This is a genomic window from Paenibacillus sp. CFBP 13594 (assembly GCF_014842675.1).
GTDB classification, from domain to species: domain Bacteria; phylum Bacillota; class Bacilli; order Paenibacillales; family Paenibacillaceae; genus Paenibacillus; species Paenibacillus amylolyticus_B.
In genome coordinates this window covers 628,194-655,175 of sequence record NZ_JACYVQ010000001.1, presented here as the reverse complement: position 1 = coordinate 655,175, position 26,982 = coordinate 628,194, and the positions used below count along the sequence as shown (strand labels likewise).

The 26,982-nt window shown below is 46.4% G+C and carries 28 protein-coding genes; 9 read left to right on the top strand and 19 right to left on the bottom strand.

Annotation, left to right across the window (positions count from 1 at the left end):
• Positions 1–107: 107 nt before the first annotated feature.
• The 5 genes from IFU39_RS03100 (at position 108) to IFU39_RS03080 (ending at position 4,223) form a co-directional block, all read left to right on the top strand.
• Positions 108–782 carry a GntR family transcriptional regulator gene (locus IFU39_RS03100; RefSeq protein WP_091019605.1) on the top strand — a complete coding sequence of 225 codons (675 nt, stop codon included), beginning with the start codon at positions 108–110 and terminating at the stop codon, positions 780–782.
• 41 nt (positions 783–823) lie between these two features.
• Positions 824–1,891, top strand: coding sequence for a mannonate dehydratase (gene uxuA / locus IFU39_RS03095; RefSeq protein ID WP_017688206.1), 1,068 nt, complete (start codon positions 824–826; stop codon positions 1,889–1,891).
• Positions 1,888–2,751, top strand: a complete 864-nt coding sequence (locus tag IFU39_RS03090; RefSeq protein ID WP_192131206.1) for an SDR family oxidoreductase — start codon at positions 1,888–1,890, stop codon at positions 2,749–2,751. Before uxuA ends, IFU39_RS03090 begins: the two co-directional genes overlap by 4 nt.
• A gap of 348 nt (positions 2,752–3,099) precedes the next feature.
• Positions 3,100–3,825, top strand: a complete 726-nt coding sequence (locus IFU39_RS03085; RefSeq protein WP_076318141.1) for a DUF421 domain-containing protein — start codon at positions 3,100–3,102, stop codon at positions 3,823–3,825.
• Positions 3,826–3,851: 26 nt separating this feature from the next.
• Positions 3,852–4,223: a DUF4363 family protein gene (locus tag IFU39_RS03080; RefSeq protein ID WP_192131204.1), complete on the top strand. Its 372-nt coding sequence runs from the start codon at positions 3,852–3,854 to the stop codon at positions 4,221–4,223.
• Positions 4,224–4,337: 114 nt separating this feature from the next.
• Here the strand turns inward: IFU39_RS03080 and IFU39_RS03075 are convergent, their stop codons facing one another.
• The 6 genes from IFU39_RS03075 to rpmG form a co-directional block, all read right to left on the bottom strand.
• Positions 4,338–5,039 carry a M50 family metallopeptidase gene (locus IFU39_RS03075; protein ID WP_105599038.1) on the bottom strand — a complete coding sequence of 234 codons (702 nt, stop codon included), beginning with the start codon at positions 5,037–5,039 and terminating at the stop codon, positions 4,338–4,340.
• Between the two features lie 43 nt (positions 5,040–5,082).
• Positions 5,083–5,565, bottom strand: a complete 483-nt coding sequence (locus IFU39_RS03070; RefSeq protein WP_091019451.1) for a hypothetical protein — start codon at positions 5,563–5,565, stop codon at positions 5,083–5,085.
• Between the two features lie 165 nt (positions 5,566–5,730).
• A complete protein-coding gene (locus IFU39_RS03065) occupies positions 5,731–6,762 on the bottom strand; it encodes a metal ABC transporter substrate-binding protein (protein WP_192131202.1) in 1,032 nt (343 codons plus the stop codon).
• Positions 6,749–7,642, bottom strand: a complete 894-nt coding sequence (locus tag IFU39_RS03060) for a metal ABC transporter permease (protein ID WP_192131200.1) — start codon at positions 7,640–7,642, stop codon at positions 6,749–6,751. The genes IFU39_RS03065 and IFU39_RS03060 overlap by 14 nt, the downstream gene beginning before the upstream one ends.
• On the bottom strand, positions 7,588–8,295 hold the full coding sequence (locus tag IFU39_RS03055; RefSeq protein WP_105599041.1) for a metal ABC transporter ATP-binding protein: 708 nt from the start codon (positions 8,293–8,295) through the stop codon (positions 7,588–7,590). Before IFU39_RS03055 ends, IFU39_RS03060 begins: the two co-directional genes overlap by 55 nt.
• Before the next feature lie 50 nt (positions 8,296–8,345).
• Positions 8,346–8,495, bottom strand: coding sequence for a 50S ribosomal protein L33 (gene rpmG / locus IFU39_RS03050; RefSeq protein WP_036613813.1), 150 nt, complete (start codon positions 8,493–8,495; stop codon positions 8,346–8,348).
• A gap of 169 nt (positions 8,496–8,664) precedes the next feature.
• Here rpmG and IFU39_RS03045 point away from each other — a divergent pair, with 169 nt between their 5' ends.
• The gene (locus IFU39_RS03045) at positions 8,665–9,522 is read left to right on the top strand and encodes a stalk domain-containing protein (RefSeq protein ID WP_036673729.1); all 858 of its coding nucleotides are present in this window, start codon (positions 8,665–8,667) and stop codon (positions 9,520–9,522) included.
• Positions 9,523–9,591: 69 nt separating this feature from the next.
• Here IFU39_RS03045 and IFU39_RS03040 read toward each other — a convergent pair whose 3' ends face one another.
• Complete coding sequence (locus IFU39_RS03040) at positions 9,592–10,791, bottom strand: GTP-binding protein (protein WP_192131198.1); 1,200 nt, start codon at positions 10,789–10,791, stop codon at positions 9,592–9,594.
• Between the two features lie 223 nt (positions 10,792–11,014).
• On the opposite strand from IFU39_RS03040, the gene IFU39_RS03035 reads away from it, so the two are divergent.
• Entirely contained in the window at positions 11,015–12,055 is a 1,041-nt protein-coding gene (locus tag IFU39_RS03035; protein ID WP_105599043.1) for a permease, read from the top strand.
• Between the two features lie 82 nt (positions 12,056–12,137).
• Positions 12,138–13,127, top strand: a complete 990-nt coding sequence (locus IFU39_RS03030) for a TIGR03943 family putative permease subunit (protein WP_105599044.1) — start codon at positions 12,138–12,140, stop codon at positions 13,125–13,127.
• Positions 13,128–13,245: 118 nt separating this feature from the next.
• Here the strand turns inward: IFU39_RS03030 and IFU39_RS03025 are convergent, their stop codons facing one another.
• From IFU39_RS03025 to IFU39_RS03000, 6 genes are all read right to left on the bottom strand, one after another.
• The gene (locus IFU39_RS03025) at positions 13,246–14,547 is read right to left on the bottom strand and encodes a pyrimidine-nucleoside phosphorylase (protein WP_192131196.1); all 1,302 of its coding nucleotides are present in this window, start codon (positions 14,545–14,547) and stop codon (positions 13,246–13,248) included.
• Between the two features lie 234 nt (positions 14,548–14,781).
• Entirely contained in the window at positions 14,782–15,489 is a 708-nt protein-coding gene (gene deoD / locus IFU39_RS03020) for a purine-nucleoside phosphorylase (RefSeq protein WP_149846707.1), read from the bottom strand.
• 95 nt (positions 15,490–15,584) lie between these two features.
• Positions 15,585–16,763 carry a phosphopentomutase gene (deoB, locus tag IFU39_RS03015; RefSeq protein WP_192131194.1) on the bottom strand — a complete coding sequence of 393 codons (1,179 nt, stop codon included), beginning with the start codon at positions 16,761–16,763 and terminating at the stop codon, positions 15,585–15,587.
• Positions 16,764–16,794: 31 nt separating this feature from the next.
• Positions 16,795–17,982, bottom strand: a complete 1,188-nt coding sequence (locus IFU39_RS03010) for a NupC/NupG family nucleoside CNT transporter (RefSeq protein ID WP_192131191.1) — start codon at positions 17,980–17,982, stop codon at positions 16,795–16,797.
• Positions 17,983–18,211: 229 nt separating this feature from the next.
• Positions 18,212–18,862: a deoxyribose-phosphate aldolase gene (deoC, locus tag IFU39_RS03005; protein WP_192131950.1), complete on the bottom strand. Its 651-nt coding sequence runs from the start codon at positions 18,860–18,862 to the stop codon at positions 18,212–18,214.
• Between the two features lie 226 nt (positions 18,863–19,088).
• Positions 19,089–20,027 (bottom strand): sugar-binding transcriptional regulator, encoded by a 939-nt coding sequence (locus IFU39_RS03000; protein ID WP_062836066.1) that lies wholly within the window; start codon positions 20,025–20,027, stop codon positions 19,089–19,091.
• 236 nt (positions 20,028–20,263) lie between these two features.
• Here IFU39_RS03000 and IFU39_RS02995 point away from each other — a divergent pair, with 236 nt between their 5' ends.
• Entirely contained in the window at positions 20,264–20,890 is a 627-nt protein-coding gene (locus IFU39_RS02995; RefSeq protein ID WP_091019470.1) for an FMN-dependent NADH-azoreductase, read from the top strand.
• Positions 20,891–21,170: 280 nt separating this feature from the next.
• On the opposite strand, the gene IFU39_RS02990 is transcribed toward IFU39_RS02995, so the two are convergent.
• From IFU39_RS02990 to IFU39_RS02965, 6 genes are all read right to left on the bottom strand, one after another.
• Positions 21,171–21,521, bottom strand: a complete 351-nt coding sequence (locus IFU39_RS02990) for a hypothetical protein (RefSeq protein WP_036613800.1) — start codon at positions 21,519–21,521, stop codon at positions 21,171–21,173.
• Positions 21,522–21,606: 85 nt separating this feature from the next.
• Positions 21,607–22,794, bottom strand: a complete 1,188-nt coding sequence (locus IFU39_RS02985; RefSeq protein WP_091019472.1) for an MFS transporter — start codon at positions 22,792–22,794, stop codon at positions 21,607–21,609.
• An 82-nt stretch (positions 22,795–22,876) separates the two neighbouring features.
• Entirely contained in the window at positions 22,877–24,094 is a 1,218-nt protein-coding gene (locus IFU39_RS02980) for a M24 family metallopeptidase (protein ID WP_192131190.1), read from the bottom strand.
• Entirely contained in the window at positions 24,087–24,932 is an 846-nt protein-coding gene (locus IFU39_RS02975; RefSeq protein WP_192131188.1) for an ABC transporter permease, read from the bottom strand. The genes IFU39_RS02980 and IFU39_RS02975 overlap by 8 nt, the downstream gene beginning before the upstream one ends.
• Positions 24,925–25,842: an ABC transporter permease gene (locus tag IFU39_RS02970; protein WP_091019477.1), complete on the bottom strand. Its 918-nt coding sequence runs from the start codon at positions 25,840–25,842 to the stop codon at positions 24,925–24,927. Before IFU39_RS02970 ends, IFU39_RS02975 begins: the two co-directional genes overlap by 8 nt.
• Positions 25,839–26,969, bottom strand: coding sequence for an ABC transporter ATP-binding protein (locus IFU39_RS02965; protein ID WP_091019478.1), 1,131 nt, complete (start codon positions 26,967–26,969; stop codon positions 25,839–25,841). The genes IFU39_RS02970 and IFU39_RS02965 overlap by 4 nt, the downstream gene beginning before the upstream one ends.
• Between the last annotated feature and the right edge of the window lie 13 nt (positions 26,970–26,982).

Genomic DNA, 26,982 nt, shown 5'->3' with positions numbered 1-26,982 from the left:
TCCATACTACCATACAAGTATGGTAGTATGTCAATGAAGGAGTTGAAGTTGTGGAATATACCCCAAAGTTATCATCCAAAGCCGGTTTGTTGCCTGTTGCGAGTAGTATGTCTTCCATGAATAAGCAATCTTACTCAACGCGAGATGTCGTATACTTCACGCTGAAACAACTCATTTTGAGTCTGAAAATGCCTCCGGGAACAGCTATTTCTGAGAAGGAAATTTCGCTGGAGTTCCAAGTCAGCCGGACACCTGTTCGAGAAAGTTTTGTAAGACTTGCACAGGAAGGTCTGCTGGAAGTGTATCCACAGCGTGGCACATACGTCTCTCTGATTCAGGTCGATCTCGTTGAGGAAGCACGATTCATGCGTGAACAGCTCGAACGAGCCGTAATCAGGCTCGCCTGCGAGAACTTTCCGAACGAACAGATGATGGCACTTGAACAGAACCTTGCGTGGCAACAGGAATGCAGGGTCAAACCGGATGATGAACGAATGTTCCAATTGGATGAGGAATTCCATAGCACTCTTTTTGCAGGCTGCAATAAAAGCAACACCTGGACTGTTATCCAGCAGATGAATGTACATTTGAATCGAAGTCGCATGTTACGCCTGTCCTCGGACCACCAGTGGGATCACCTGATTGAACAGCACCGGTCTATGGTCAAGGCCATTCAGCAGCATGATGCCGACACAGCAGAGCGACTGATGCAGGAACACTTGCATTTAACTGTCACCGATTTGGCTGTCCTGCAGGATACATATCCGTCCTATTTTCAATGACTGAATTTTTTCTTCCTACTATTCATGATGAGGTGAACGTGATGAGAATGGTTTTTCGCTGGTTCGGCGAAGGCAATGATACGGTAACGCTGGATCATATCCGGCAGATTCCGGGTGTTGAAGGTATTGTGTGGGCACTGCACGATGTTCCTGCTGGCGAGGAATGGCCAATGGACAAAATACTCGCTGTCAAAACAGCAGCGGACAAGGCCGGGTTACATCTGGATGTCGTTGAGAGTGTGAACATCCATGAGGATATCAAGTTGGGCCTGCCATCAAGGGATAAATACATTGCCAACTATATTAAAACAATGGAGAAACTGGCTCAAGTTGGTGTGAAGGTCATCTGTTACAACTTTATGCCGATCTTCGACTGGCTTCGCACGGATATGCACAAGGAAATGGAGGATGGCTCAACTGCCCTCTTCTATGAGCACAGTAAACTCGCAGATATAGAACCTCTAGAACTCGTTCGACGCATTACGGAAAACTCCGCACTCACCATGCCAGGCTGGGAACCGGAACGATTGCAGTATTTAACAGGTCTGTTCGAAGCCTACAAGGATGTAACTGAGGATCATATGTGGGAGCACGCACGTTATTTCCTGCAAGAGATTATGCCTACAGCCGAACGGCTGGGGATTCGAATGGCCATCCACCCGGATGACCCGCCATGGCCAATTTTTGGATTACCAAAGATTATTACAAGTCAGGAGAATGTTCGGAAATATTTGAATCTTTATGATAGCCCTTACAACAGCGTGACACTATGCAGTGGCTCTTTGGGAGCGAATGCTGATAATGACATTATCGGGATGATACACGAGTTCAAGGATCGGATTCCATTTGCCCACATTCGTAATGTCAAAATCTACGAAAACGGCGACTTTATCGAAACCTCACATCGCAGTCAGGATGGCAGTGTTGATATTGCGGGGGTTGTTGAGGCTTATCACGATATCGGTTATGAAGGTTATGCAAGACCCGACCACGGTCGTCATCTCTGGGGAGAACAGTGCCGACCTGGTTATGGACTGTATGACCGGGCTTTGGGGATCATGTATCTCTGGGGCGTCTGGGATTCCCTGCAAAGGAGGGCAAAAGCATGAGTGAACACCAATATGAACGCTCATCTCGTCTCAATGGCAGAACGGCTGTAATCACTGGAGGTGCCGGAGTGCTATGCCGCTCCATGGCGGAAGAACTCGCTCGGCACGGTGCAAGTGTAGCCATCTTGAACCGTACTGTGTCCAAGGGGCAGGAAGTAGTAGCTGCAATTGAAGCTGCCGGTGGCAGAGCGATTGCTATTGCCTGTGACGTAACCCAGGCCGATAGTGTGCAAGCGGCGGCAGATACTGTGTTGGAACAGCTTGGGCCATGCGACATTCTGATCAATGGCGCGGGTGGCAATAACGCCAGTGCCAACACTACAAATGAAATTTTCAGATTGGAAGATCTGGAAAAGAGCGATGTCACTACATTTTTCGATGTAAGTGTAGAGGGGTTTCGTCAGGTGATGGATCTGAATTTTGTCGGTTCCCTCATCCCTACTCAGATCTTTGCAAGACATATGATAGAGCGCGATGTTCCTGCCACTGTCATTAACATTTCTTCCATGAGTGCCCCATCGCCCATGACGAAAGTTCCTGCATATAGCGCTGCGAAGGCAGCCATTAACAACTTCACGCAGTGGCTCGCCGTTCATCTCGCCGAATCCGGAATTCGTGTCAATGCTATTGCACCCGGGTTTTTCCTGACTGAGCAAAACCGTAATCTATTACTACAACCAGACGGCTCACCAACAGAACGTTCCAGTAAAATTATTGCTCATACACCCATGCGCCGCTTTGGCAAACCGGAAGACCTGCTTGGCACATTGATGTGGCTTGCGGATGAAAGACAGTCCGGCTTTGTCACTGGTACAGTCATCCCGGTAGATGGCGGATTTATGGCGTATTCTGGTGTATAACGATTTATTACACTGACACTCCGATGAAAGAACAACCTTCCCATCGCTGTTATCCCCAGATTTTATCGATTCACTTTTCAGAAGTAGAAATCCGGGGATAAAGGCGAGCGCTTCGCTTTTTCAGGTTTCTTCTTTCCTCTCCGTTACGTGTAAATGAATCAGTTCAACTAATATAGGTAGTAATTGAAACCGAAGCCTGGGATACTTACCCAGGTTTCGGTTTTTTGCGTTCAAGCATAAGATCCTCCAGCATAGGAAAAGCTTGTTATAATACGTGTTCAAAAGCAAACATTTTAAACAACTTCTTAATACAGCTACGGTGAAAGAAAGGAAGGTGATACATATATGATGGAAGAAACTTGGGTTGTTGCCGTACGGTCTATTATTGCCTTTCTGACTCTGATCATCTATACAAGGGTGCTAGGCAAGCAGCAGATGGGTAACTTGACGTATTTTGATTACATTAACGGCATCACAATCGGTTCCATTGCGGGGACTTTTGCAACCGATCTTTCCTCCAAGGCGTGGATTCATTTTGTGGCCTTGACCATTTTCACAATCATTACGATCATCTTTCAGTACATTACACTGAAGAATCGCACCATCTCCAAACTAATGGACTCTGATCCTACATTGATCATCCAGAACGGTAAAATTCTCGAACAGAACCTGAGTAAAATGCGAGTCAAATTTGACGAATTGACCATGATGCTGCGGCAAAAGGATGTATTTGATATTACAACGCTGGATTATGCGATTCTGGAACCGGATGGCAGCCTTTCGGTTGTATTGAAACCTGAGAATCAACCGGTAACCGCAAAAGACATGCATATGCACCCGCCCAAAAGCAAGCTGATGACCGAGATTATTATTGATGGCCTGCTGATTAAGCAAAATCTGGAGGAAAGAAACAAAGATACTAACTGGCTCAGTGAGCAGCTGAAAAAGCAAAACATCACGATACAGGATATCGCTTTTGCAGCCATATTACCCAATGACAAATTGTATGTTGACCTGTTCAAGGATAAAATCACCGAAAAAATCGATATGGGCGATTATGAGGGACCTTTCTAAACTTTTTACATCAAGGAGGCGGTTGAATGAAAACGCGTTTCTGGCTGTTATATGTGCTTCCGATCTTCCTCATTCTTGTGTTCGTTGCAATTATGGCTAGCGGAGCCTTTCTCAAAAAGCCCTTTGGCAACGATGATCGCTTGCTTGAATCTATACAAACATTAGAGAAACAGGTTGAGGGTAAAAAATGGACTGAAGCCAAGTCTCAAGTCGATTACGCAATGCAGGCCTGGGAAAAAATCGTCGACCGCATTCAGTTCAGTGTGGAGCGTGAAACAATATATGATATTCTGGGCACCCTTGCTCGGATCAAGGGCGGCGTTGCGGCAGAGGATGATAAGGCGATTATGGAAGAGATTTATTACTTTTATGTGTTATGGGATAATCTCGGAGATTAGGTTCGATATTTTTAATATCAGACTTTAATATCAGATGTAAGTCCATAAACAAAAGGCACTATCCTTTTATGAAGAAAGGAAGTGCCTTCTTTGCTTTTATATAACTTATATCCGTTACGCTCTTCGTAATCCCCGAGACCGTGACGGTCGCGAAGTACCTTCTTTGCGGAAAAAGAGACCGAGTGCTCCCTTGGCACACCATAGTGCAAACAAAGCAAACAACGTTCCCCAGAATAACGCCGGAAGGAATGTCTGCTGAGCGAGGTTCGCTGCATCCCCTGCCCGTGAAGGCTGAGTCCATGACATGAATCCAACGTATACAGCACTCACGACCGACTCTTCCAGCGTAAGAAACGCCAGTATCAGATAATAGAATTTGACGATCTTGGCGCCAAAAATCATCATGACAACGTTCAGTACGATGAACCCGGTCAGCCATAACATGCCGAACTCCCCTCTTACATATAACAAGAGTGACACCAGAGCGACAGCCGTCATAATACCGAGTCCCCACATGTGCAAGCCTTTGCGGTATAAGTAAAACAACAGCAAGGCGAACAGTGATGCACTGATATATCCCGCCAGAGAAACCAGGATCGATCTGCCTGGCGTCAGCATGGAAGAGTAAGTTACACCACTATGATCAGCGTATAATTCAATGCGCAGCACTTTACCGGACAATACTAGTGTCATTAGTGCATGACCGAATTCGTGAATCATCGTATCCAGGTTACGGAACAAGGACGAAAATGGGATGAATCGTGTAAGAAAGACGGAGCCTAGTAGAAAAAGTATCGTTTTGACCCACTTATTCAATCGTGCCATACCTCCTTTACCTTCAAATAAACAAGCCTATCCCTTATACTACGCTTTTTTCACTCGATTCGTTTCGGCTTCCAAACTGTAGGGCACAGTGCTCCATCCACCAGCAGAAGCTCCTATTGTGTCCAATGAAAAAAGAAGACAGATCATAGCGGCCCTTTTCGGCCTCTAGCGTAACGAGCAGTCGATTCCGCATCCGACGTAGAGCATAGTGTACGAATTGATCTGCAACCTCACTTTGTATCAGGGTAACATAAGCATAAAGGGAATGATCGACAGGTTCATCAAGCGGACTCACCCCTGCACATGAAAATTCCGTCCTCACGCCCGCACTCTGAAGTATGGACAATGCCTTCACGAGTTCGGCATCAACTTCAACACCGTTCCAAATCTCTATTTTCTTCGCGGATACTGTATGTTTGTCACGTTCCGTCCAGTGCATCAGCTCCAGCTTCCGCCGTCTCCACAGATGGGCAGGCTGTTCACTTAACAGCACTTCATGTTCCTCATTTAAATTCATGCAATGCGTCCTCCTGTTCTCCTCGATCCGGTCACCTTATTCAACAAAGAGAGAGCACATCCCTGTGCTCTCTGCTTTGCAAAAAGGCAAAGGAATGGCGATCCATTCCTCAGCATGTTGTATTATTGTACCTTTTTCGGTGAGAGGCATCAAATCGATCTTTTATTATTCGTTCAGCGCCAGTTTTAGAGCCTCCAAATTTTGTCTCATCACGCTGATGTAGTCCATTCCCGCCGCTATCTCCTCCTCGGTAAGTCCCTCAATCGGGTTCAATACAGCCGTTTTGGCTCCCACTTCACTCGCGATCGTCTCAGACACTTTGGATGAAACTAGTGTTTCGAAGAAAATGGTCTTCACCTGATGCTCTTTTGCAAAATCAATGACAGATGCCATCTGCGCTGCTGAAGGTTCTTGCTCAGGAGACAACCCTGCGATGGGCACCTGTTGCAATCCATATTCCTTGGCAAGGTAGCCAAATGCAGCGTGTTGTGTGATGAAATCCTTGCGTTTGTTATCCGTCACAGCCGCCTTGAAGTCCTGATCCAGTGACTCCAGTTGAGCAATGTAAGCATCTGCATTCTGCTTGAACTGTTCAGCGTGTTCCGGGGCAGCCTGCGCCAGTCCTGCTTCAATATTGCGCACTTCTTTTACAGCCAATGCAGGTGACAGCCATACGTGAGGATCAAATCCACCGTGATCGTGCCCATGTCCTTCTTCTGCCTCGGCGTCATGATCGTGGTCATGTTCTGTTGCCTCTGAATCTTCATGATGGTGATCATGCTCTCCACCTTCAAGCAGGTTGATGCCCTTGCTTGCTTCCACCTGAATGAGCGAAGCGTTGCTTAGACTTCCGGTGACCTGATCCATCCATGATTCCATACCCGCACCGTTGTATACAAGCACATCCGCTTTTTCAATGCTGGCAATATCTTGTGGTGTGGGCTCCCAATCATGAGGCTCCATTCCTGCTGGAACGAGGGTATGCACCTCTGCCAGATCACCTGCCACATTTTTGGTGAACTCGTACATCGGGTAGAAGCTGACCTGCACGTTTAATTTTGCGGTTTCCGTCTCGACTGGAACGGAAGTGCCTGTCGAAGCTGTATTTGCATCAGAAGCGGATTTTTGTCCGCAGCCTGCGACGATAAGTGTAAGACTAAACAACAATCCGAGCGTAGCTTTTTTACTGAATTTCATGTGATGTATTCCTCCTAGAATGGTTGACCAGAATGACGTGCTGTGATTTCGTTTGTTTACGGTGACGCTTGCGGTTATATCGTGCAATCAGCTTTTGCGCTGATATTCCAGTCAATAGGATGACCAACAGGATGAGTGCAATTGTTCCTCCCGGTGGTGTATTTAGATGGTAAGATGTTGTGAGCCCGCTAAAAATACCGATTAATCCTGTAATTACCGCGACAATAATCGCTGCTGTAAAACTGCGAGACACTCTCAGTGCCAAGGCAGCAGGTAATACAATGAGAGCAGACACCAGCAACACACCGACAATCGGCATCGCTGAAGCTACAGTCATTCCTGTCAGAATGGCAAATGCAAACGATAAACCTCTCACCTGAACGCCTCCAATGGAAGCTGTCTCTTCATCAAACGTAAAGCTATACAACGGTCTCCGGAGCAGGATGAAAAAAAGTAAACCTATGACACATACTCCTGCCATCATCCACAATTGTATATCGCTAACCGCGACAATAGATCCAAATAAGTATGAGCTGAAGGTCTTGGACAAATTGGTTTTGAGACTCATTAGTACCACAGCAAGAGCCAGCCCTGAAGTCATGATGATCGCCACAGGTACCTCGCTGTAGGTTCGGTAACTTCGCCGAAGTTGTTCAACCAGTAATGCACCAATAATTGCAATCGCGAATCCGCAGATCACCGGGTTAAGATTCATGACCGAACCGAGCGCAACCCCTGCGAGTGAGACATGGGATAACGTGTCTGCCATAAGGACCTGCCGCCTGAGCATCAGATATACCCCGAGAATTGGAGCGATGACTCCAATCAGTCCACCTGCCCAGAAGGCACGTTGCATGAATTCGTATTCAAACACTGCCATTCCTCACTTTCTTGCCGCTCCAAAGTAATCGTTCGATCCAATCGATCTCCCATCTCTTCCAGTCCGTGAGTAACCATAATAATCGTTAACCCATGAACATCAGCATAGTGGCGCATCAGATTGTAAAACCCTTCACGGCTGTGGCGGTCCATTCCCGTTGTTGGCTCATCCAGTACCAGAACCTGCGGTTGCCCAGCCATAGCTCTTGCAATACAGATCCGTTGCTTTTGTCCACCGGACAGCTCACCGACACGTGTATTCCGATATTCCCACATGCCAACTTCCCGCAGACTGCGTTCAACGATGGCATCCTGCTCTGCTGTGAAGCTGCGGAATAGTCCCAGCCTGGTGTAACATCCTGACCGAACAAGTTCAATCACCGTACTGGGAAATCCACTATTGAACGATGCAACCTGCTGGGGCACGTAACCGATATTGAACTTGTTCCCACGTTTCAACTGCGGATTCATATGTATCGTGCCGCTCCAGGGCTTCAATAGCCCTAGCAGCAGCTTTAACAGGGTCGTTTTGGCAGAACCATTGGGACCTGTGATGCCTATGAACTCTCCCACATGGATATCCAGCGACAGTTGATCAATGACCGGCTCTTTGCCATATCCAAATACAACATCACGCATGGATGATAGAATCATGCCAATCCCTCTTTTCGTAAATATTACGATTTAAAAACAACAAAAAAATTTTATCTGGTTTCCCGGTGGATCGTCATTTTCTTCAAACGTGGGGAGTATTTCTTCATCTCAAGTCTCTCCGGATGGTTCCGTTTGTTCTTGGTTGTTGTGTAGTTGCGGTCCCCGCACTCGGTGCAAGCTAAGGTTACAATGACTCTCATGGTTGTTGCCTCCTCTTATTTAATCGTAATTATTACTATTTAATGATAGTAGCCTATGCCTTTTCTTTTGTCAACTCCATATCTGCGAAAGTAAAATTTTGTATGCACATTATAATTACATATGATATACTGCTTTGGTATCATTATACTTTACCTACGGAGGAACTAGATGAAGATCAAAAAATCAACTTTTATTGGGTCATTGGTAGCATGCAGTTTGGCTTTCGGTGCCCTCGGTGTAGCAGCTTCAAACGGAATTCAAGATATTGAAGCAGCACTCGACAGCAACATTAGCTTTAAAGTAAACGGTTTGTCTTGGACACCCAAGAATGAAGCCGGAGACAAACTGAATGCACTGGTATATGACGGTGATGTTTACCTGCCTGTAAGTACCACAGCAGAAGCGCTGGGAGCCAACGTATCTCTGAATGTTAGCAACAAAGTTGTAAGTATCACTAATTCAGGTAGCGGTAAGTCAAGCAGTTCGAGTAGTAATAACAGCAGTACAGGTACCAAAGGTTCTGAAGATTCAAGTAAACCAAGTAGTTCAAGTAACTCAAGCACTTCTGGCTCAATCAAGATGACTGGAACTGACGCTCAGATGATAGTCAAATTGCAAAAAGAATCTTTAACATTGATCAAAATGTATGGTAAAGCACTTAAAACAGGAAGCACTAGTGAATTTGATAAATACATAGATGCTAAAGTTATTGAAAATCCCGAGATCGACATTTTTGATCTGGGTAAGCAATCCCAGAAAGATAAATTTAAGACTACAGTCAAAGGTATCATTGCAGCAAATGATAAAAAAACGCTGACTAAATATGCTGATCAGTTGATTAATGTGAAATCAGCTGATTTTAAAGTGATTGCAATGAATGACAAAACCAAAACAAGACACAGTTACAAAGCCATTTATTATCCACAAGGATGGACAGGTTCCTATGGAGTGTACCTTACCTTTGTGTTTAGTCCGCAAAAAAGTGGCAACGGTGATTTTTATCTTGGCGATTTGTACTTTAGCTAAAGTCCTTAATACATTATAATCATTGATCTTCAGGGGCATTATTGCACTTGAAGATCTTTTCTTTTCACTTCAACTCCACGCTGGAAAAGGATCTTTCAGTTCACGCCAGTTCATCCCCATTTCCTCCTCCGTAAGAAGAGTCTCATCCAATGTACGTTCAATCTCTACCCGATCCATATCAATGCCGATAAATACTAATTTGGTTACACGGTCACTCCACTCATCATCCCAGTCTGGTATGCTTGGCAGCGTGTCGCCAAAATGAAGTTGCCTTTCCTCCTCACTCATCGCACCTACCCATATTCCTGCGGGCGCAAGCTGCTTTGATGTGCCTGCATGACTGAAAGAGATCGCCATATGGTTCCTTGTTGCCAGCCACATCAGGCCTTTGGATCGCACGATATTATCTGGCCATTTCGCAATCCAACGCAGCAATCGTTCCGGGTGGAATGGACGTTTACGATGATAGACAAATGAATGAATTCCATATTCTTCAGTCTCCGGGGTATGTTCCTCTTTCATTAATTCGCGGATCCAACCCGCGGACTGGCTTGCTTTTTCAAAATCAAAACGTCCCGTATTCATTATCTCTCTCGGATCAATCTGCCCATGTGTTGTTCGAATGAGCTTGGCTTCCGGTTGCATGGCATGTAGTGCCTTCACAAGCTTCGAAAGTTCTTTCTCCGAAACCAAATCACATTTGTTCAGAATCAGCACATCACAGAATTCCACCTGATCCGTCAGCAGATGAACGATTCCGCGAACATCGTCCTCCCCCGCTTGCTGTGCACGATCCTTCAATGTCTCTTTGGAATAAAAGTCACGCCAGAACTGAGCAGCATCGACTACCGTAACCATCGTGTCGAGTCGGGTGAATTTCGTCAAATCAATGCCAAGTTCCTCGTCGATATACGTAAACGTCTGCGCAACAGGTACCGGCTCACCAATACCCGTCGATTCGATCAATATGTAGTCAAAAGAACCATCAAGCGCCAGCCGCTCAACTTCTTTCAGCAGATCCTCCCGTAAGGTGCAGCAAATGCAACCATTGGACATCTCTACCAGTTTCTCATCAATACGTGATAATCCTCCACCATCTCGTATTAAACCTGCATCGATGTTAACCTCACTGAGATCATTAACGATAACAGCAACCCGCATCCCCTCGCGGTTATGAAGCACATGATTGAGAAGTGTAGTTTTGCCTGCACCCAAATATCCACTAAGTACGGTTACTGGAACCCGCTCTTGAACCTGCTGATCTGACATTTCTGCTTCCTCCACTCTGTTTAAGTTGTAACTTTAATCGTAATTATTACTATTAATGATGATCAATCCGAACTATACCGCAATTTTCTTTAGGTTGTCAACTCTAATATGATGAAGAATCTTGATTAATCGTAAAAATGTTGATTAGAACCTAGGAATGATGTATGTTGCCGCACGTACAAGCATATATTTTAGCAAAGTCCTAGTTGTGGAGGTCTGTTTCATGAAAATGGCAGCCAATCTGAAGCTCCTGTCCTTCCTGGTCCCTTGTGCATTTCTTGTTCCCGTGTTGATCACAATGGCTCCAGACTTGAAGGAAGCATGGAACAGTGAAGCTTTGCAAAATATGAAAACCGTATTCATAGGTATCTTTCTTGAAGCCGCACCATTTCTGCTCATGGGTGTGTTATTGTCCTCGCTCATGCAATGGTTTGTATCCGAAGAAATGGTCCGCAAACTCACGCCCAAGAATCCGATCGGCGGTGTGCTGGTCGCAGGGTTGCTTGGTATTATTTTTCCCATTTGTGAATGTGGCATGATCCCGGTAGTGAGAAGGTTGATGCACAAAGGCATGCCAGCCTATATTGCAGTGACGTTCATTCTGAGTGGTCCCGTAGTCAATCCCATCGTATTTACCGCAACCTTGCTCGCCTTTCCCTCCCATCCTGAGATTACCATTGCCCGCATGGGACTGGCCTTTGCCGTAGCAGCTTCCATAGGCATGCTTGTGTATGTGTTTGTTCGTCGAAATCCCCTTCGGTTGCCAAAAGTCGCAGTGACAGAGGTCAAGACACATCCTGGATTTAAAATGGCTCAACCTCATGCTCATGCACACGCAAATGCTCATGACCACAACCATGTGAAAAACTGGCGCAGCTTCTTCATTCATGCCGGAGATGAATTCGTCGATATGAGCAAATATCTGGTGATCGGTGCCCTGATTACAGCCTGCATCCAGACATTCATTAGCCGCAGCGATCTCATCTCACTTGGCAATGGCCCTATTGCCTCCTATGTGTTCATGATGGGATTTGCATATGTATTGTCTCTCTGCTCCACGTCTGATGCGTTTGTGGCTTCTGCGTTCTCACATACGTTTGCACTTGGGCCGCTGGTATCCTTCCTTGTGCTTGGTCCAATGCTGGATTTCAAAAGCACCCTGATGCTGCTCTCGACCTTCCGTACCCGGTTTGTTATTGGTCTAAGTCTAGCCATTATCACGCTCGTCTTCGCCGGCTCGTGGTTGATTAATCTGCTGGTCTAAAGGTTGAGCAACATACTTCATGACCTAAATAATTAATCTCATGAACTTTCATCCTGACGATTAATAGAAATGAGGTGATGTTATGAACCACACGATCTATACGGTGACCAAACCTCCTGTTCCAAGGTCACACGTCATCCAATGGCATAACCTGATCCGTGCGGTCTGGATCGGCGGTCTTGCGGTATACATTATTCATTTGAATTCAAGTGACTCGCTTCATTATTATTTGGCTCCTACCATGCAAAAACTGCTATTATGCTGCCCTGTTCCCTTAATGTTTATTGCCGTTATCATGGCATGGCATGGACTGTTCAGTAGTAACGAAGTTCATTGCGACTGCGAACATCCACCACCTTCCGGATTCCTACGCAGCTCAATGGTATATGGTCTGATAGCCATACCCTTGTTGCTGGGGTTTCTGTTACCTGATCGGGCTCTCGGCAGCTCTATGGCCAGTCAGAAAGGGATGTCTCTCACCTATGCACCTCCCGAGATTCGTCGAAAAGAGCCTATACCTGAAACAGCAAAATTAAATGTACAAGATCTTGCACAGCAAAAACAGCAACAAACCGCTGTTACATCTACATCGGCCACCAATGTGCAATTTGTACCGCCGGATGAGTATAGCCGCGAATTCGCAGAACTGGCTGAGAAGTTGTATGCAGAACAGGTCATTCGAGTCTATCCTGAAATTTTCTCTGAAACACTCGGTACGATCGACATGTTCCAGCGACAATTTGCAGGCAAAGATATCTCGTTAACCGGGTTCGTTTATCGAGATAAAAGCATGGATCATGAATCACATTTTGCACTGGGACGATTTCTCGTCATGTGCTGCCCCGCGGATGCAGCTCCCTTCGGCGTGATGATTCACATCCCAGAAGCGAATAGCTTCCCTACAGATAGCTGGGTGCAAATCGATGGTAGCATCGGCTCTGCCCAGGTGAACGGTAAGGATACAATTGAGATTCGGGCAACAAAGGTGACACCTGTGGCTGAGCCATCCACGCCTTATATTTATACCAACGCGGACTCGGTGATGGCGTATGAGAAAATAAAGAGCCAGTAGTTGCTCGCAATAACTAACAGCATACTTTTCAACGACAAAAAGCCCCAAAGCTATGGATTACATCGCTTTGGGGCTTTCATGTTCAGTCAGACATGAGATTAAATCTCGTCTGCTCTGATTATTCCGTTACGATATCATGAACCAATACAGGAGCATCGGCATGATCTGCAATTGTAATGTTTTCTTTGATCTTCGCGATGACATCTGCTACGTCTTCACGATTGGCATGGATCGTTACGAGGGACTCGCCCGCTTTGACTGGGTCTCCGACTTTTTTGTTCAGCATCAGACCAACCGCGAGATCGATCTCAGACTCTTTTGTTGCACGGCCTGCGCCGAGCAGCATTGCTGCAGTTCCGATCTCGTCAGCTACGATTCCGGCAACATAGCCGTCTTTGTCTGCTGGGACTTCAACCAGATATTGTGCTTGTGGCAAACGATCTGGATGATCCACAACCGAAGCGTCTCCGCCTTGGTTTGCCAAGAAATCTTTGAATTTCTCCAGTGCTTTACCGTTCTGGATCACTTCTTTCAATTTCTCCTCAGCATGCTCCAAGGAATCTGCCTTGCCAGCAAGGAATACCATCTGACGTCCAAGTGCCAGACACAGTTCTTCCAGATCTTTTGGACCTTTACCTTGCAGTGTGAGGATGGCTTCTTTCACTTCAAGCGCGTTACCAATCGCCAGACCCAGTGGTTGGGACATATCGGAGATAACAGCCATCGTTTTACGGCCAACATTGTTACCGATGCTTACCATGGCATGTGCCAATTCTTTAGCATCTTCCGTTGTTTTCATGAATGCACCAGCACCCGTTTTAACATCCAATACGATTGCATCAGCACCTGCTGCAATTTTCTTACTCATGATGGAGCTGGCGATCAGTGGAATGGAGTTAACGGTAGCTGTTACGTCACGCAGTGCATAGAGCTTTTTGTCTGCAGGCGTAAGGTTACCACTTTGTCCGATAACCGCAACCTTATGTTCGTTGACGAGTCGAATGAACTCTTCTTTTTCAAGCTCTACGTGGAAGCCAGCAACGGATTCCAGTTTGTCTGTTGTACCACCCGTGTGACCAAGTCCACGTCCGGACATTTTGGCAACAGGAACATCCAGCGCAGCAACAAGCGGAGCGAGTACCAGTGTTGTTGTATCGCCCACACCGCCTGTGGAGTGCTTGTCTACTTTGATACCTTCGATAGCGGACAGGTCAATCGTTTCACCGGAATTCACCATCGACATAGTCAGGTCCGCGCGTTCTTTATCTGTCATATCCTTGAAAAATACTGCCATCGCCCATGCGCTGACTTGATAGTCCGGGATATCTCCTTGTGTATATCCTTGAACAACAAAATCAATCTCAGCAGTTGTCAGTTCTTTTCCGTCGCGTTTCTTGGCAATAATATCTACCATTCTCATGATGATCTCTCCTTGTGTGTGTATTGATTGTATAGAACACTTTGTTGTTTGTCCGTTCCGGCTCCGGATCGTTCCTTCGATCGCTGTTGTCTCCAAGTTTTTTTGATTCCATTTGCAATGGAGAAAACTCGGAGACAAAGGCGAACGCTTTGCTTCTTCAGAATCGATTCCGGGTCCTTCACTACGTGCTTAAAACAAAAGTTTCGATCCACATCAATTGATTATGAATAACAATTACAGTGTGATTGCTGTGTCCAAAGCAACGATCATCATGTCGTTGAACGTTTTTTGGCGCTCTTCGGCAGATGTTTCTTCGCCTGTCAGCAAGTGGTCGCTTACCGTCAGGATGGTCAGTGCGTTAACACCGAACTTGGCAGCGATGGTGTACAGTGCTGTTGTTTCCATCTCTACGCCGAGTACGCCGTGCTTCATCAATTTCTCAGTGATGGAACGATCATCGCGGTAGAAAGAATCGGAACTGAACACGTTACCGACATGAATCTTCATGCCTTTAGCTGTTGCACGGTCATATGCTTCTTTCAGCAGAGAAAACGTAGCGATTGGGGAGAAGTCATATCCACCAAATACATGTTTGTTCATGCTGGAATCGGTACATGCTGCTTGTGCAAGGATGACGTCACGTACACGTACATGCTCCTGCATACCGCCACAAGTTCCTACACGAATCAGGTTTTTTACGCCATATTCGCTGATCAATTCGTTAGCATAGATTGCAAAGGACGGAATGCCCATCCCTGAACCTTGCACCGAAATCCGGTGGCCTTGATATGTACCTGTGTAACCGAGCATTCCACGAACTTCGTTGTAACATACAACATCTTCAAGGTACGTATCTGCAATATATTTCGCACGCAGAGGATCTCCTGGCAATAGGATTGTTTCTGCGATATCTCCGGGTTTTGCTCCAATATGTGTACTCATGAATGAATCTCCTCCAGTTATATATTTAGTCTATTATGATGGCAGGAACCGGAGCAGCCTCAACTACTCCGACATCCCCTATCCAGTTTTAAAACCTATTTCAAATCTTTAAGGAAGCTGGTGCCGTATTCCGGCATTTTCACTCCAAAGTTCTCGGCTACAGTTGCGCCAAGGTCAGCAAATGTGCTGCGCAGAGCAAGCTGTTTGCCCTCGCTGAAGCGCGGAGAGTAGGCAAGCAGCGGTACATATTCACGTGTATGGTCTGTACCACGGTAAGTTGGATCGTTACCATGGTCAGCTGTAATCAGCAGCAGGTCATCGTTGGTCATTTTGGCAAAAATCTCTGGCAGCCTTGCATCATAGTCTTCAAGCGCCTGAGCATAACCTTGCGGATCACGACGGTGACCGTACAAGGCATCAAAATCAACCAGGTTCAGGAAGCTGAGTCCAGTGAACTCTTCATCCATCGTTTGGGACAACTTGTCCATGCCGTCCATGTTAGAGACGGTACGAACAGCTTTGGTCACACCTTCACCATCGTAGATGTCCGCGATTTTACCCAGGGCAATCACATCAAATCCGCCATCTTGCAGTTCATTCATCACCGTACGACCAAAAGGTTTAAGTGCATAGTCATGACGATTCGCAGTACGTTTCCAGTCACCGTTCTCACCTACGAATGGACGTGCAATAATGCGGCCGAGCATGTACGGATCTTCAAGTGTAATTTCACGGCAGAACTCACAGATCTCATACAGCTCTTTCAATGGTACAACATCCTCATGTGCTGCAATTTGCAGAACCGAATCCGCGGATGTATATACGATGAGCGCGCCAGTTTCAACATGCTCCGCACCCAGCTCATCCAGAATTTCCGTGCCGCTGGCCGGTTTGTTACCAATTACTTTGCGGCCCGTTTTCTCTTCAATACGCTGAATCAACTCATCGGGAAAACCATTCTCGAACACACGGAAAGGTGTATCAATGTAAAGACCCATCAGCTCCCAGTGACCTGTCATGGTGTCTTTGCCTCTAGATGCTTCCTGCATCTTGGTGTAATACGCTTTAGGTGTATCCGCTACAGGGACACCCTCAATTTCTTTGATGTTGGACAGTCCGAGACTGGCCATGTGAGGCATTTTCAGACCTCCGCGTTCACGTGCAATGTGACCGAAGGTATCTACATCAAAATCATCAAATTCTGCTGCATCCGGCGCTTCGCCGATCCCTACAGAATCCATAACAATCAGATGTACTCTTTTAAAAGTTGACATAACTTTAAGCACTCCTTCCAAATAATCCAGCTTACAAGAACAGTCCAGTAATAATCGCTGACAGCACGCTGACGAGCGATGCACCGTAAAGCAGCTTCAGACCGAAGCGGGCGACCACATTACCTTGCTTCTCATGGAGTCCCTTCACCGCACCTGCAATGATACCGATGGAGGAGAAGTTGGCGAACGACACGAGGAAGACGGATACGATACCCGTTGTTCTGGCAGACATTGCAGTCTCCTTCAGATTAAGCATAGCGACGAATTCGTTGGATACCATTTTGGTTGCCATAATACTTCCTGCCTGAATCGCTTCTTTCCATGGAACACCCATGATGAAGGCAAATGGTGCAAACACATAACCGAGTAGCTCTTGGAACGAAATGCCAAGCACCGAGCTGAAAACTCCGTTAACAAGTGCAATCAAGGCAACAAAACCGATTAACATCGCAGCTACGATGATAGCAACTTTGAATCCATCCAGGATGTACTCGCCGAGCATTTCGAAGAACGATTGTTTCTCTTCATCCTGCACTTCCAATATATCTTCTTCTTCCGTCACCCGATAAGGGTTAACGATCGAAGCAATGATAAAACCGCCAAACAGGTTCAGTACAAGAGCTGTAACCACATATTTGGGCTCGATCATGGTCATATAAGCACCAACAATGGACATCGAGACCGTGGACATCGCCGAGGCACACAAGGTGTACAGCCGATGTTTTGGCAACAACCCAATTTGTTTTTTCACAGAAATGAACACTTCAGATTGCCCCAATACAGCCGAAGCAACCGCGTTATATGATTCCAGTTTGCCCATTCCGTTGATTTTGCTTAATACCAGACCAATATATTTTATAACAAAAGGCAAGATTCGGATATACTGCAATATCCCAATGAGTGCCGAGATGACAACAATCGGCATCAATACGCTGAGGAAAAATGGCGCCCCCCCGCTCTCTGCACCTACGGTAGTTAAACCCCCAAATACAAATGCGATACCTTCATTCGCATAGTCGAGTAAACTTTTAAATACAGTCGCGAAACCGCCAATTAAAAAAGTACCCACTCCTGTATTCAACAGAGCATAAGCTAGTATAACTTGCAAAACAATCATGATAGCCAGTGGCCGGTAACGTATCTGTTTTTTGCCGTTGCTTGCGATATAAGCCAGTCCAAAAACAACGAGTAAGCCGATAATGGCAATTAGAAATTTCATTTGATCTCTCCTTTGAAGGTAGTTAAGCCGGATGTGGAAATTCAGCTCAAAGGGCTCTTAAGCATTCTTATCAGTAATCTTTCAGAAAACTTATGAAGCGCTTACAATAAGTTCCGTTAATTAAAATATAAGTGTAATTTGTATTCCCTGTACCTGAGTCAAACGTCCAAGTACAGAGAATATAATATTACTTTTAGTTATTAAGCCTTTTCTTGATAAGATCTTTTGCTTAATAAGACGATGAAGACTGTTCGCCCTGCATAATCTTCACGCCAGAGCTTGCACCGATCCGAGTCGCACCCGCTTCGATCATTTTTTGCATATCTTCCAGACTACGTACGCCACCGGAAGCTTTAACGCCAATATCAGGACCTACAGTACGACGCATCAAAGCGATATCTTCTGGCGTTGCTCCACCTGTGGAGAAACCTGTAGAAGTTTTAACAAAATCAGCTCCAGCTCGCACAGCTGCCTGACAAGCACGTACTTTCTCTTCATCCGTCAACAGACAAGTTTCAATAATAACTTTCACCAAAGCTTTACCCGCAGCCGCTTCAACAACAGCACGGATATCTTGTTCAACGAAATCATCTTTGCCATCTTTCAAAGCACTGATGTTGATGACCATATCGACTTCAGTTGCACCTTTAGCAATCGCATCTTTCGTTTCGAAAGCTTTTGTCTCCGATGTAGATGCTCCCAGAGGGAAACCAATAACGGTGCAGATATCTACGCCAGAACCCTGCAACTGCTCAGCAGCATAAGCAACCCAGCCTGGGTTAACACATACGGAAGCAAACTGATATTGCTTTGCTTCTTCGGTTAACTTGGCCATTTCACTTTGCGTTGCGTCCGCACGAAGCAACGTATGGTCGATCATTTTAGCTAATTGTGGTGTAGTCAATTGAATCTCTCCCTTATCTGAACTAGTTATTTTCTATACCCTTACACTAACATGAACATATGTAAAAATCAACTTGAACTTTTGTTCACAGTTACACTTGTATTTCTTTCTTCGTTATATTTTCTTCCTAAAAAAGCAAAACATCCGCCCCTTTTGTGTGGCAGATGTTGTCAACCATATCCAATTGAAATTAAATTTGAAATTAAAATCGAAGTAATGCCTGCGCTGTGTACTGGTCCGTGACCAGAATATTTGCGTAATGACCTTTGAGCGCGGCGTGAATGGCTTCAATTTTGCGTTGTCCCCCGGCAACAAGAATTGATTTTTCCTTATTTCTCAACTCGGCTAGATCAATTCCAACGGTTCTGCTGTTAATCTCTTCACTAATCAACTGACCTTCCGCGTCGAAAAAGCGTGAACAAATGTCACCTGCACCGGAGTTCATCAGCAATTGTTGCTCTTCTTCATTGAAGTAACCGAGCCTGAACAATAATGCATCTTCTTTCACAGTACCCACAGTAAACAAAGCAATGTTGGCCTGTCTGCCAAGTTCCACGATTCTACCTATATGCCGATCCGCTTCCACCATGTTTTTCACTTCAATGTTGTCGAAAATAACAGGCAGCGGCAGATACCTTGGTACCGTATGGAATGCCTCAGCGAACAAATGAACAATCTCAGCGGCATACGTATTGACATGGGAGTGGCTTACGCCCCCCTTCAATTGCACGACTTCGACACCCTTGACCTGCTTGGGACGAAGTTGGCGTGCTACAGCATGCATGGTTGTTCCCCAAGTCACCCCGATAATATCTGCATCCTGAACCGTCTCTTGAAGATAATCCGCTGCTCGTTTGCTGATATGCTTCTGTATTTCCTCATCACTCTTCAACGGGGCAAAACACACAAGTGCCGTATCCAGATCATATTTTGACTTAAGTTCTCCGGCAATGATGTCGATATCCTCCAGCGGGTCCATAATTTCAATCCGGACATATCCACGATCTTTGGCGTACTGAAGTAACCTTGATACGGTTGGACGCGACACACCCAACCTTGCGGCAATATCCTGCTGGCTATAATCGGACTGATAATACAATTTCGCTGCTTCAATGCTTAATCGTTGCTTCTCCAGGTCCATTCCCATGTGCGCTCATCTCACTCATCCTATTGTCTTTGGAAAATAAATACTCGTCCTGTATATTATACATGGATTGAGTATCTGGTCACTACATAGCATCCAATTCAGTATCATGATCAATCCATTCATATCCCTTTCTGACGTATAAAACAGGGGAAACGATGCATACTACTGCGGTCGCTTCATCATTGCCAAGATCGCTTCACCCCATTAATCGCACAGAGAGGAAGAACAACATGTCTACCTTATTGTATATTACTGCCCATCCTCATGATCACGAAACCTCCTTCAGCATGGCTACAGGCAAAGCGTTTATTGATGCGTATCGTGAAAGTCACCCTTCTGATGAGGTTGTTCACCTCGATCTGTATCGTTCGGATATTCCGCATATCGATGCGGATGTCTTTAGTGGTTGGGGCAAACTGCAATCGGGCAGTGATCTGACTGCTGAAGAGCAGACCAAAGTAAGTCGTTTGAATGAACTGTCGGATCAATTTGCCGCAGCAGATAAATATGTTTTTGTAACACCGATGTGGAACTTCTCGTTCCCTCCTATTCTGAAGGCTTATGTGGACTCGATCTGCGTAGCTGGCAAAACATTTCGTTATACCGAACAAGGTCCTGTTGGACTGTTGTCTGACAAAAAAGCGTTGCATATTCAGGCTCGCGGTGGTATTTATTCCGAAGGCCCAGCGGCTCAGATGGAATCCGGTCATCGTTACTTAAGCATTATCATGTCATTCCTCGGTGTGCCGAAGCTTGATGGCATTTTTGTAGAGGGGCATAATCAGTATAAAGATCGTGCAGATGAGATTAAGCAACAAGCTATAGAGCAAGCACGCACTGTCGCAAAACAGTTTTAAAAAGGTAGTTCAAAAAGTCCGCTTTTGATTACGAATTATGCCTAGGGCATCATCAGCATCGAATATGGGATTCACCCGAAATATCCGTTGCTCACGTAGCACCCTACGCTCCGCTACTCCATTTCTAGCTTCATCCCATCTTCTCGGTACTGAAAACCGACCTTTTTGAACACTCACTTAAAGTGTAGTAAAACAATCAAAACATAAACAAAACCCGCGTGCGTCCCGGAGATATTCCCAGGAAAACACGCGGGTTTTCAATGTATAATCAACCTAGAGCTTATTGATGTCCAGCGCTGGCACGGCTCATGGTTTCAAGTTTACGTGTGATCGCATGACGGTCTACTTTCAATCCCCAGATCATTTCAATAATCTGCTCTTTCTCCTCAGGACTGTCGGCATGCTTCAGTTGCATTAACAGATCATGCATTTGTTCATTAATGCCTTCAAATTGAATCCATAAATCCTGTCTTACCTCTTTGGAATCCAGATGATGATTGGCATCGACTTCTTCCTTCAATGCTTGCAGAATAGCATCTTTCCATTCGTCATCACCCAGCTGTTTCGCAATGTTCAGGAGATCCAGATAATCGTCAACAAGAAGTGAGTTCAATTCAGCATGTGTTTTCATCGTTTATTGCATCCCCTTTTCGTCCATTTACCAAGTATTATACTCGGTATTTCAGGATATGCAATAGCTGTCGTAAAAAGTTGCTTTATGTAACCTGTCCCTTTAACCTGTGAACAAGCAAATTACACAAGACAAAACCGATCAAAACATACACACCAATCAAACCCACAATGCCTATCCATCCAAGATGACTGTAAAGCAGTCCGCCTCCTGTTCCACTTACGCTGGAACCAAGGTAGTAGAAAAACAAATACAACGCATTAGCCTGGGATTTGTGCTGATTGGCCACGAGTCCAACCCAACTGCTTGCGATCGAATGGCCGCCAAAGAAACCAAAGGCAAACAGAGCGAGTCCGATAATCTTGACCCAAAGCGCTGGATGAACGGTACAGACTGCACCCGCCAGAATAATGCCCAGCGCAATTCCAAGCACATGTGATCTGCCGTAACGATCTGCCAGTCGGCCCATCCAGGTGCTGCTTACCGTGCCCATCAGATATACCACAAAAAGACTTCCAACGATAGACTGGCTAAGATGATAGGGTTCACCCGTTAATTCAAAACCGATATAGTTGAACAGGGTCACGAATCCCCCCATCAGGAGAAAACCGAGTCCATACAGGCATAACAGCCTTGGATTGCCACATTGTGACCACAAAAGAGGTATTGGATTTTTGAATCCAGGTGCAGCTTTGACAAAATGACGGGATGGCGGAATGACAAACCAAAAAATAACGGCTGCACACAGTCCAAGAATACCAATGAAACCCACAGCAGCGCGCCAACTGAACCAATCTGTCACCACACCGCTGATGAAACGGCCGGCCATGCCACCTATTGAATTGCCGCTGATATATAGGCCCATAGCATAACCAAGACTTCTAGGCTCAATTTCTTCTGACAGATATGTCATGGCTATCGCTGGCAACCCCGCGAGTGCCACACCCTGGAGAATACGAAGCAGAAGAAGCTCCGTATAACCCGGGCTGAATGCGCTCAGCAAAGCAATAACAGAAGATATCACCAGTGCCGTTGTCATAATAAAGCGTCGGCCCACAGAATCAGACAAGGACCCGATGAACAGCATCGTCAGTGCCATGGCGATCGTTGTAACCGATAACGTAAGACTGGCGTGTGCCGGCGTAATGGAGAATGCGTCGCTAATCTCAGGCATCAGGGGCTGGAGGCTGTAGAGCAAAGCAAAAGTGACAAAACCTCCAGCGAACAGTGCAAGGCTAATGTTACGAAACGTCTTCGTTCCCTGCTGAATCATGGATGTTCCAACTTTCTCAGTAAGAAAGCTTCTTGGATCGACTGTGGCCTGATCGCCGGTCAGTGAAGCCTCCCATTTATCGTTATTTGGTGAACAGTTTCCGCTCCATATGGGTCAGAAACTCATAACCATCTGGCGTTACGACTATTGTATCCTCGATTTGGAATCCACCAGCACCTAGCTCGTAATATGGTACCTCAACACATAACACCATACCGGGCTCCAGTATCCGCTGGTCAACCGGGGAGAGGGTTATATCGTCGTACAGTTCCAACCCGATAGCATGTCCGACATGCTGACGTCGGTAATGTGGAATCCCTTCACGCTGTACGCGAGATACTGCCGCATGGAATACTTCCGACGCCTTGACGCCAGGGCGCACGGTTTCAAGTGCCGTCTCCCATCCACTTTTGACTGCATCAAAATGCTTTTTCATCCAGGCGGTAGGCTCCCCTGCAACAACCGTGCGGCCCGTATCTCCCCAGTATCCTTCCAGCTGTAGGCAGAGGTCGAAACGGACCTGATCTCCAACCTCAATCGTATGAAAATAATTTTCGATGAGTGGCAACGCACTGCGTGGCCCTGCCCCTACCGCTGTCATTGCCGGAGTTCCACCTGCTCGCATCACAGCCAGACGATAATGATCAGCAAGTTGCTTCTCATGAACACCTGCGGCAATCAGGTCAATGAGTTCCTGCTCAATCCGTTCATTTAATTGGGCAGCCTGACGCAGTTGCTCGATTTCAAAAGGTGTCTTGACCAGACGGATTTCTCGGAACAACTTATATGCGGGAATTACCGGTCTGTCAGGAGCCTCCTCCTTGATTCTCGTCAGAATATCGGGAGCAATCCGCATCTCATCGATTCCAATCGGCTGATCTTCGATCTCAAGCTGATTTAATGCAGATTTGAGTGCTTCAACAGGACCTGGATGAATAACCGTCGTCTGCAGGAGAGAATGAAAGAGATCAATGTCGTCAGTGGAAGGTTTGCCTTCGATCGAACCTTCTACGAAGAAATCACTATAGGCAAATATATCCACCCCCGTGATACCAAACTGGGCTACAACGCCCAACCGATTCGTTGGAATGATGATACACGGCTTAGCAGATCTGTCGGCAGGCAGAACCGCATAAATCTGCATGGTCCAGTTGCTTGCACGCAGTTGGGACCCGATGACATAGTGTATGTTCTCCGGAGTAGTTGCGATCAGGGCACTTAGTCCCTGCGCTTTCATCACTTCTTCCGCCCGATCCCGATTCAGACCTGAGCTATGGGATAGATGCTGTGAATTATTCATTTTGATCCAGACCTCCTTTTGTTTTCCTGCGACCAAACAAACTTTCAAGTCCTGGTACAGAGCGCAGCACTAGTTTAATCGTCATAAACAGAGCCAGCGCAAACCCGATCAGAACGACAGACACAACAGCAATTGTTGGGTCCTGCCATTTCTCCATATACAGGAATAGCTGTATTGGCAACGTGTAGCTATCCTGACGGAGCAACAGCAGTGCAGCCTCAACCTGATCGAAAGTGAAGACAAAAGCGATTGACCCTGACAGAAGCAGGGATAGTCGGAGCTGTGGCAGCGTAATTGTGAAAAAAATGCGCATCGGCCCTGCGCCAAGGTCCGCGGCAGCTTCACGATGAGCCGGGTGCAGATTAGCTAACGCACTGCCCACAATAGTGAGCACAAATGGAAGCACAATGACCGCTTCACCCAAAATAAGCGCAAACAGTCCGCCGGCAATATGCATTTTTGAGAATAAAATCAGGTAGGCGATACCCAGTGTAATCTTTGGCATAACCATCGGAGACACAAAAAATGCCCTTAAGATACCCGAGCCCGGGAAAGGGTATTGCACGATTGCTAGCGCTGAAAGTGTACCTGTAATCAAAGCCAGCAGAACCGCCCCTGTCGAAGCAATGAGACTGTTCTTGAATGCATCGAGAAACTGGGTCTGCTCACTTAGATTGGCGTACCATTTCAAGGTGAGACCTTCTGGCGGAAATTTGCTGGCTGAACCTGAGCCTACAGATGTCAACATAATCATCAGCAGTGGCAACAGCAAATAAATCGCTACGGCACCCACAAAGATATAGAGCATCAGCTTGGTGCCCCTGTTCGACTTAACCATATGCCTGACCTCCCTTACGGGAACGACGGAACATCAACATTTCTGCTCCTTTATTCACAAGTAACGAGACAACAATGGAAGACACAAGTAAGAACAGGCTAGCAACCGCAGCCATCGGCCAGTTCGTGTCCAAGGTTCGCTGGTATATAAACACCGGAAGTGTCATGACTCTTCCCCCACCGATCAGTTGAGGTGTGGTGAACGCGGTGAGGCATAACGTGAACACAATCTGTACCCCGCTTGCTATACCTCTTGCCGATAAAGGCAGGGTAATGGTCAGGAATGTTCTCCAGCTGCCCGCCCCCAGATCCTGAGCAGCTGCCTTTAGAGAAGCGTCACTTTGGGACAACACATTCAGAATCGGGAAGACCATAAATGGCAGGAAAATATGGACAAGGGCCACGACAACACCTGTCTCGTTATATATCATGCTGAATCCTTCCTCGGTTAGCCCTAGACGGATGAACAGCCAGTTCATGAAACCCTGTTTGGACAGCAACAGCTGCCATCCATAAGAACGTACAACCGCACTGACCAGTAGCGGTAGGAACGTGAGCAGCAGCAACATTTGCTTCATGCCAGGCTTCTTTAGACCGGCTATGCAATAGGCCAGCGGATATGCAAGCAGAAGACTCCATAGCGTAACCTTGAAGGCAATGCGAAACGTTGTCCCAATCAGCTTCCAGTAATAAGGGTCGGACAGAAAAGCACGATAAGCGCCTAAATCCCAGCCCCGAATAAGCTTTCCATTCTCATACATATCAAAGCTATATCTGCCAAAGATCAGCAATCCGCCCAGATAAACGATGCCCATCAGAGCAAGCGCAGGCAACAGAAGCAGCAACCGGGTTACCCATGTGCGGTTTCCAAAGGAATACAGATTCACGATCTGTTCCGCGATCCGGTTCATATTCTTGCCCCCTGTACACGGTCATCAATGGGTTCGGACAACAAGAGTGCGTCCTCTGGGTAAAAGCCAATTAGTATTGGCTCACCTGGACTATAACGTGAAGCTCCCCGCTGATGCAGCACACTGGCCTGAACTAGAAAACCTTCAGCAATCTGCACACTGTATCGAATATTTGCTCCGCCATAGACCGCTTCAATCACGTGTCCATCCAGCTTGTTTAGGCAATGAGTTGCATCTTCTCCAAGTCGAATATACTCATTGCGGATCGATAAGGAATGTCGTGCTCCCACTTTCGGTACGGCATTGCCATCACTGACTTTCACCAGCAATGAATTGCCAAAACATTCTACCCGAATTCCATTGATATCATCTCCTAACACTTTCGTCTCAAAGAGGTTGGTGTCTCCAATGAACTTGGCTACGAAACTATCGGCCGGTCTTTCATAGATTTCATCAGGGGTTGCGTATTGCAGCAGCTTTCCGGCGCGCATGACGCCAATTCGGTCAGACATGTTCATGGCTTCGCTCTGATCATGCGTTACAAAGATAAACGTTCCGCCGAACTCACGCTGGATGCGTTTCAGTTCACGCTGCATATCTAGACGCAGCTGCATGTCCAATGCCGAGAGAGGTTCATCAAGTAGCAGCACTTCGGGCCTGTTGATCAGTGCGCGAGCAATGGCGACGCGTTGGGCCTGCCCCCCGGACAGCTCGGATACAGCACGCCTGCCATAGTCTCCGAGTTGGACCAGATCAAGTATTTCACCTACCTGCCGTTGGATATCGGCTTTTGGTAGCTTCTTCACCTTTAGTCCATAGGCAATGTTGTTGAATACATCCATATGAGGGAACAACGCAAGCTGCTGAAAAATCATATTGCTATTACGTCCATAAGCCGGAATGCCGGTAACATCCCGACCTCCCAGCATAATGTTGCCCTGATCCGGTTGCTCAAGTCCGCCAAGCATTCGAAGCAATGTGGTTTTGCCACAGCCACTCGGACCAAGCAAGGAAACGAATTCTCCCTTTTTCACTTGGAATGTTACTTGATCAACGGCCGCTCGCTCACCATAACTCTTCGTGACTTCCCTTGTTTCAATGGATATGGTCTCTTGTCCGCTGCTCATCTCTGATTCCCTC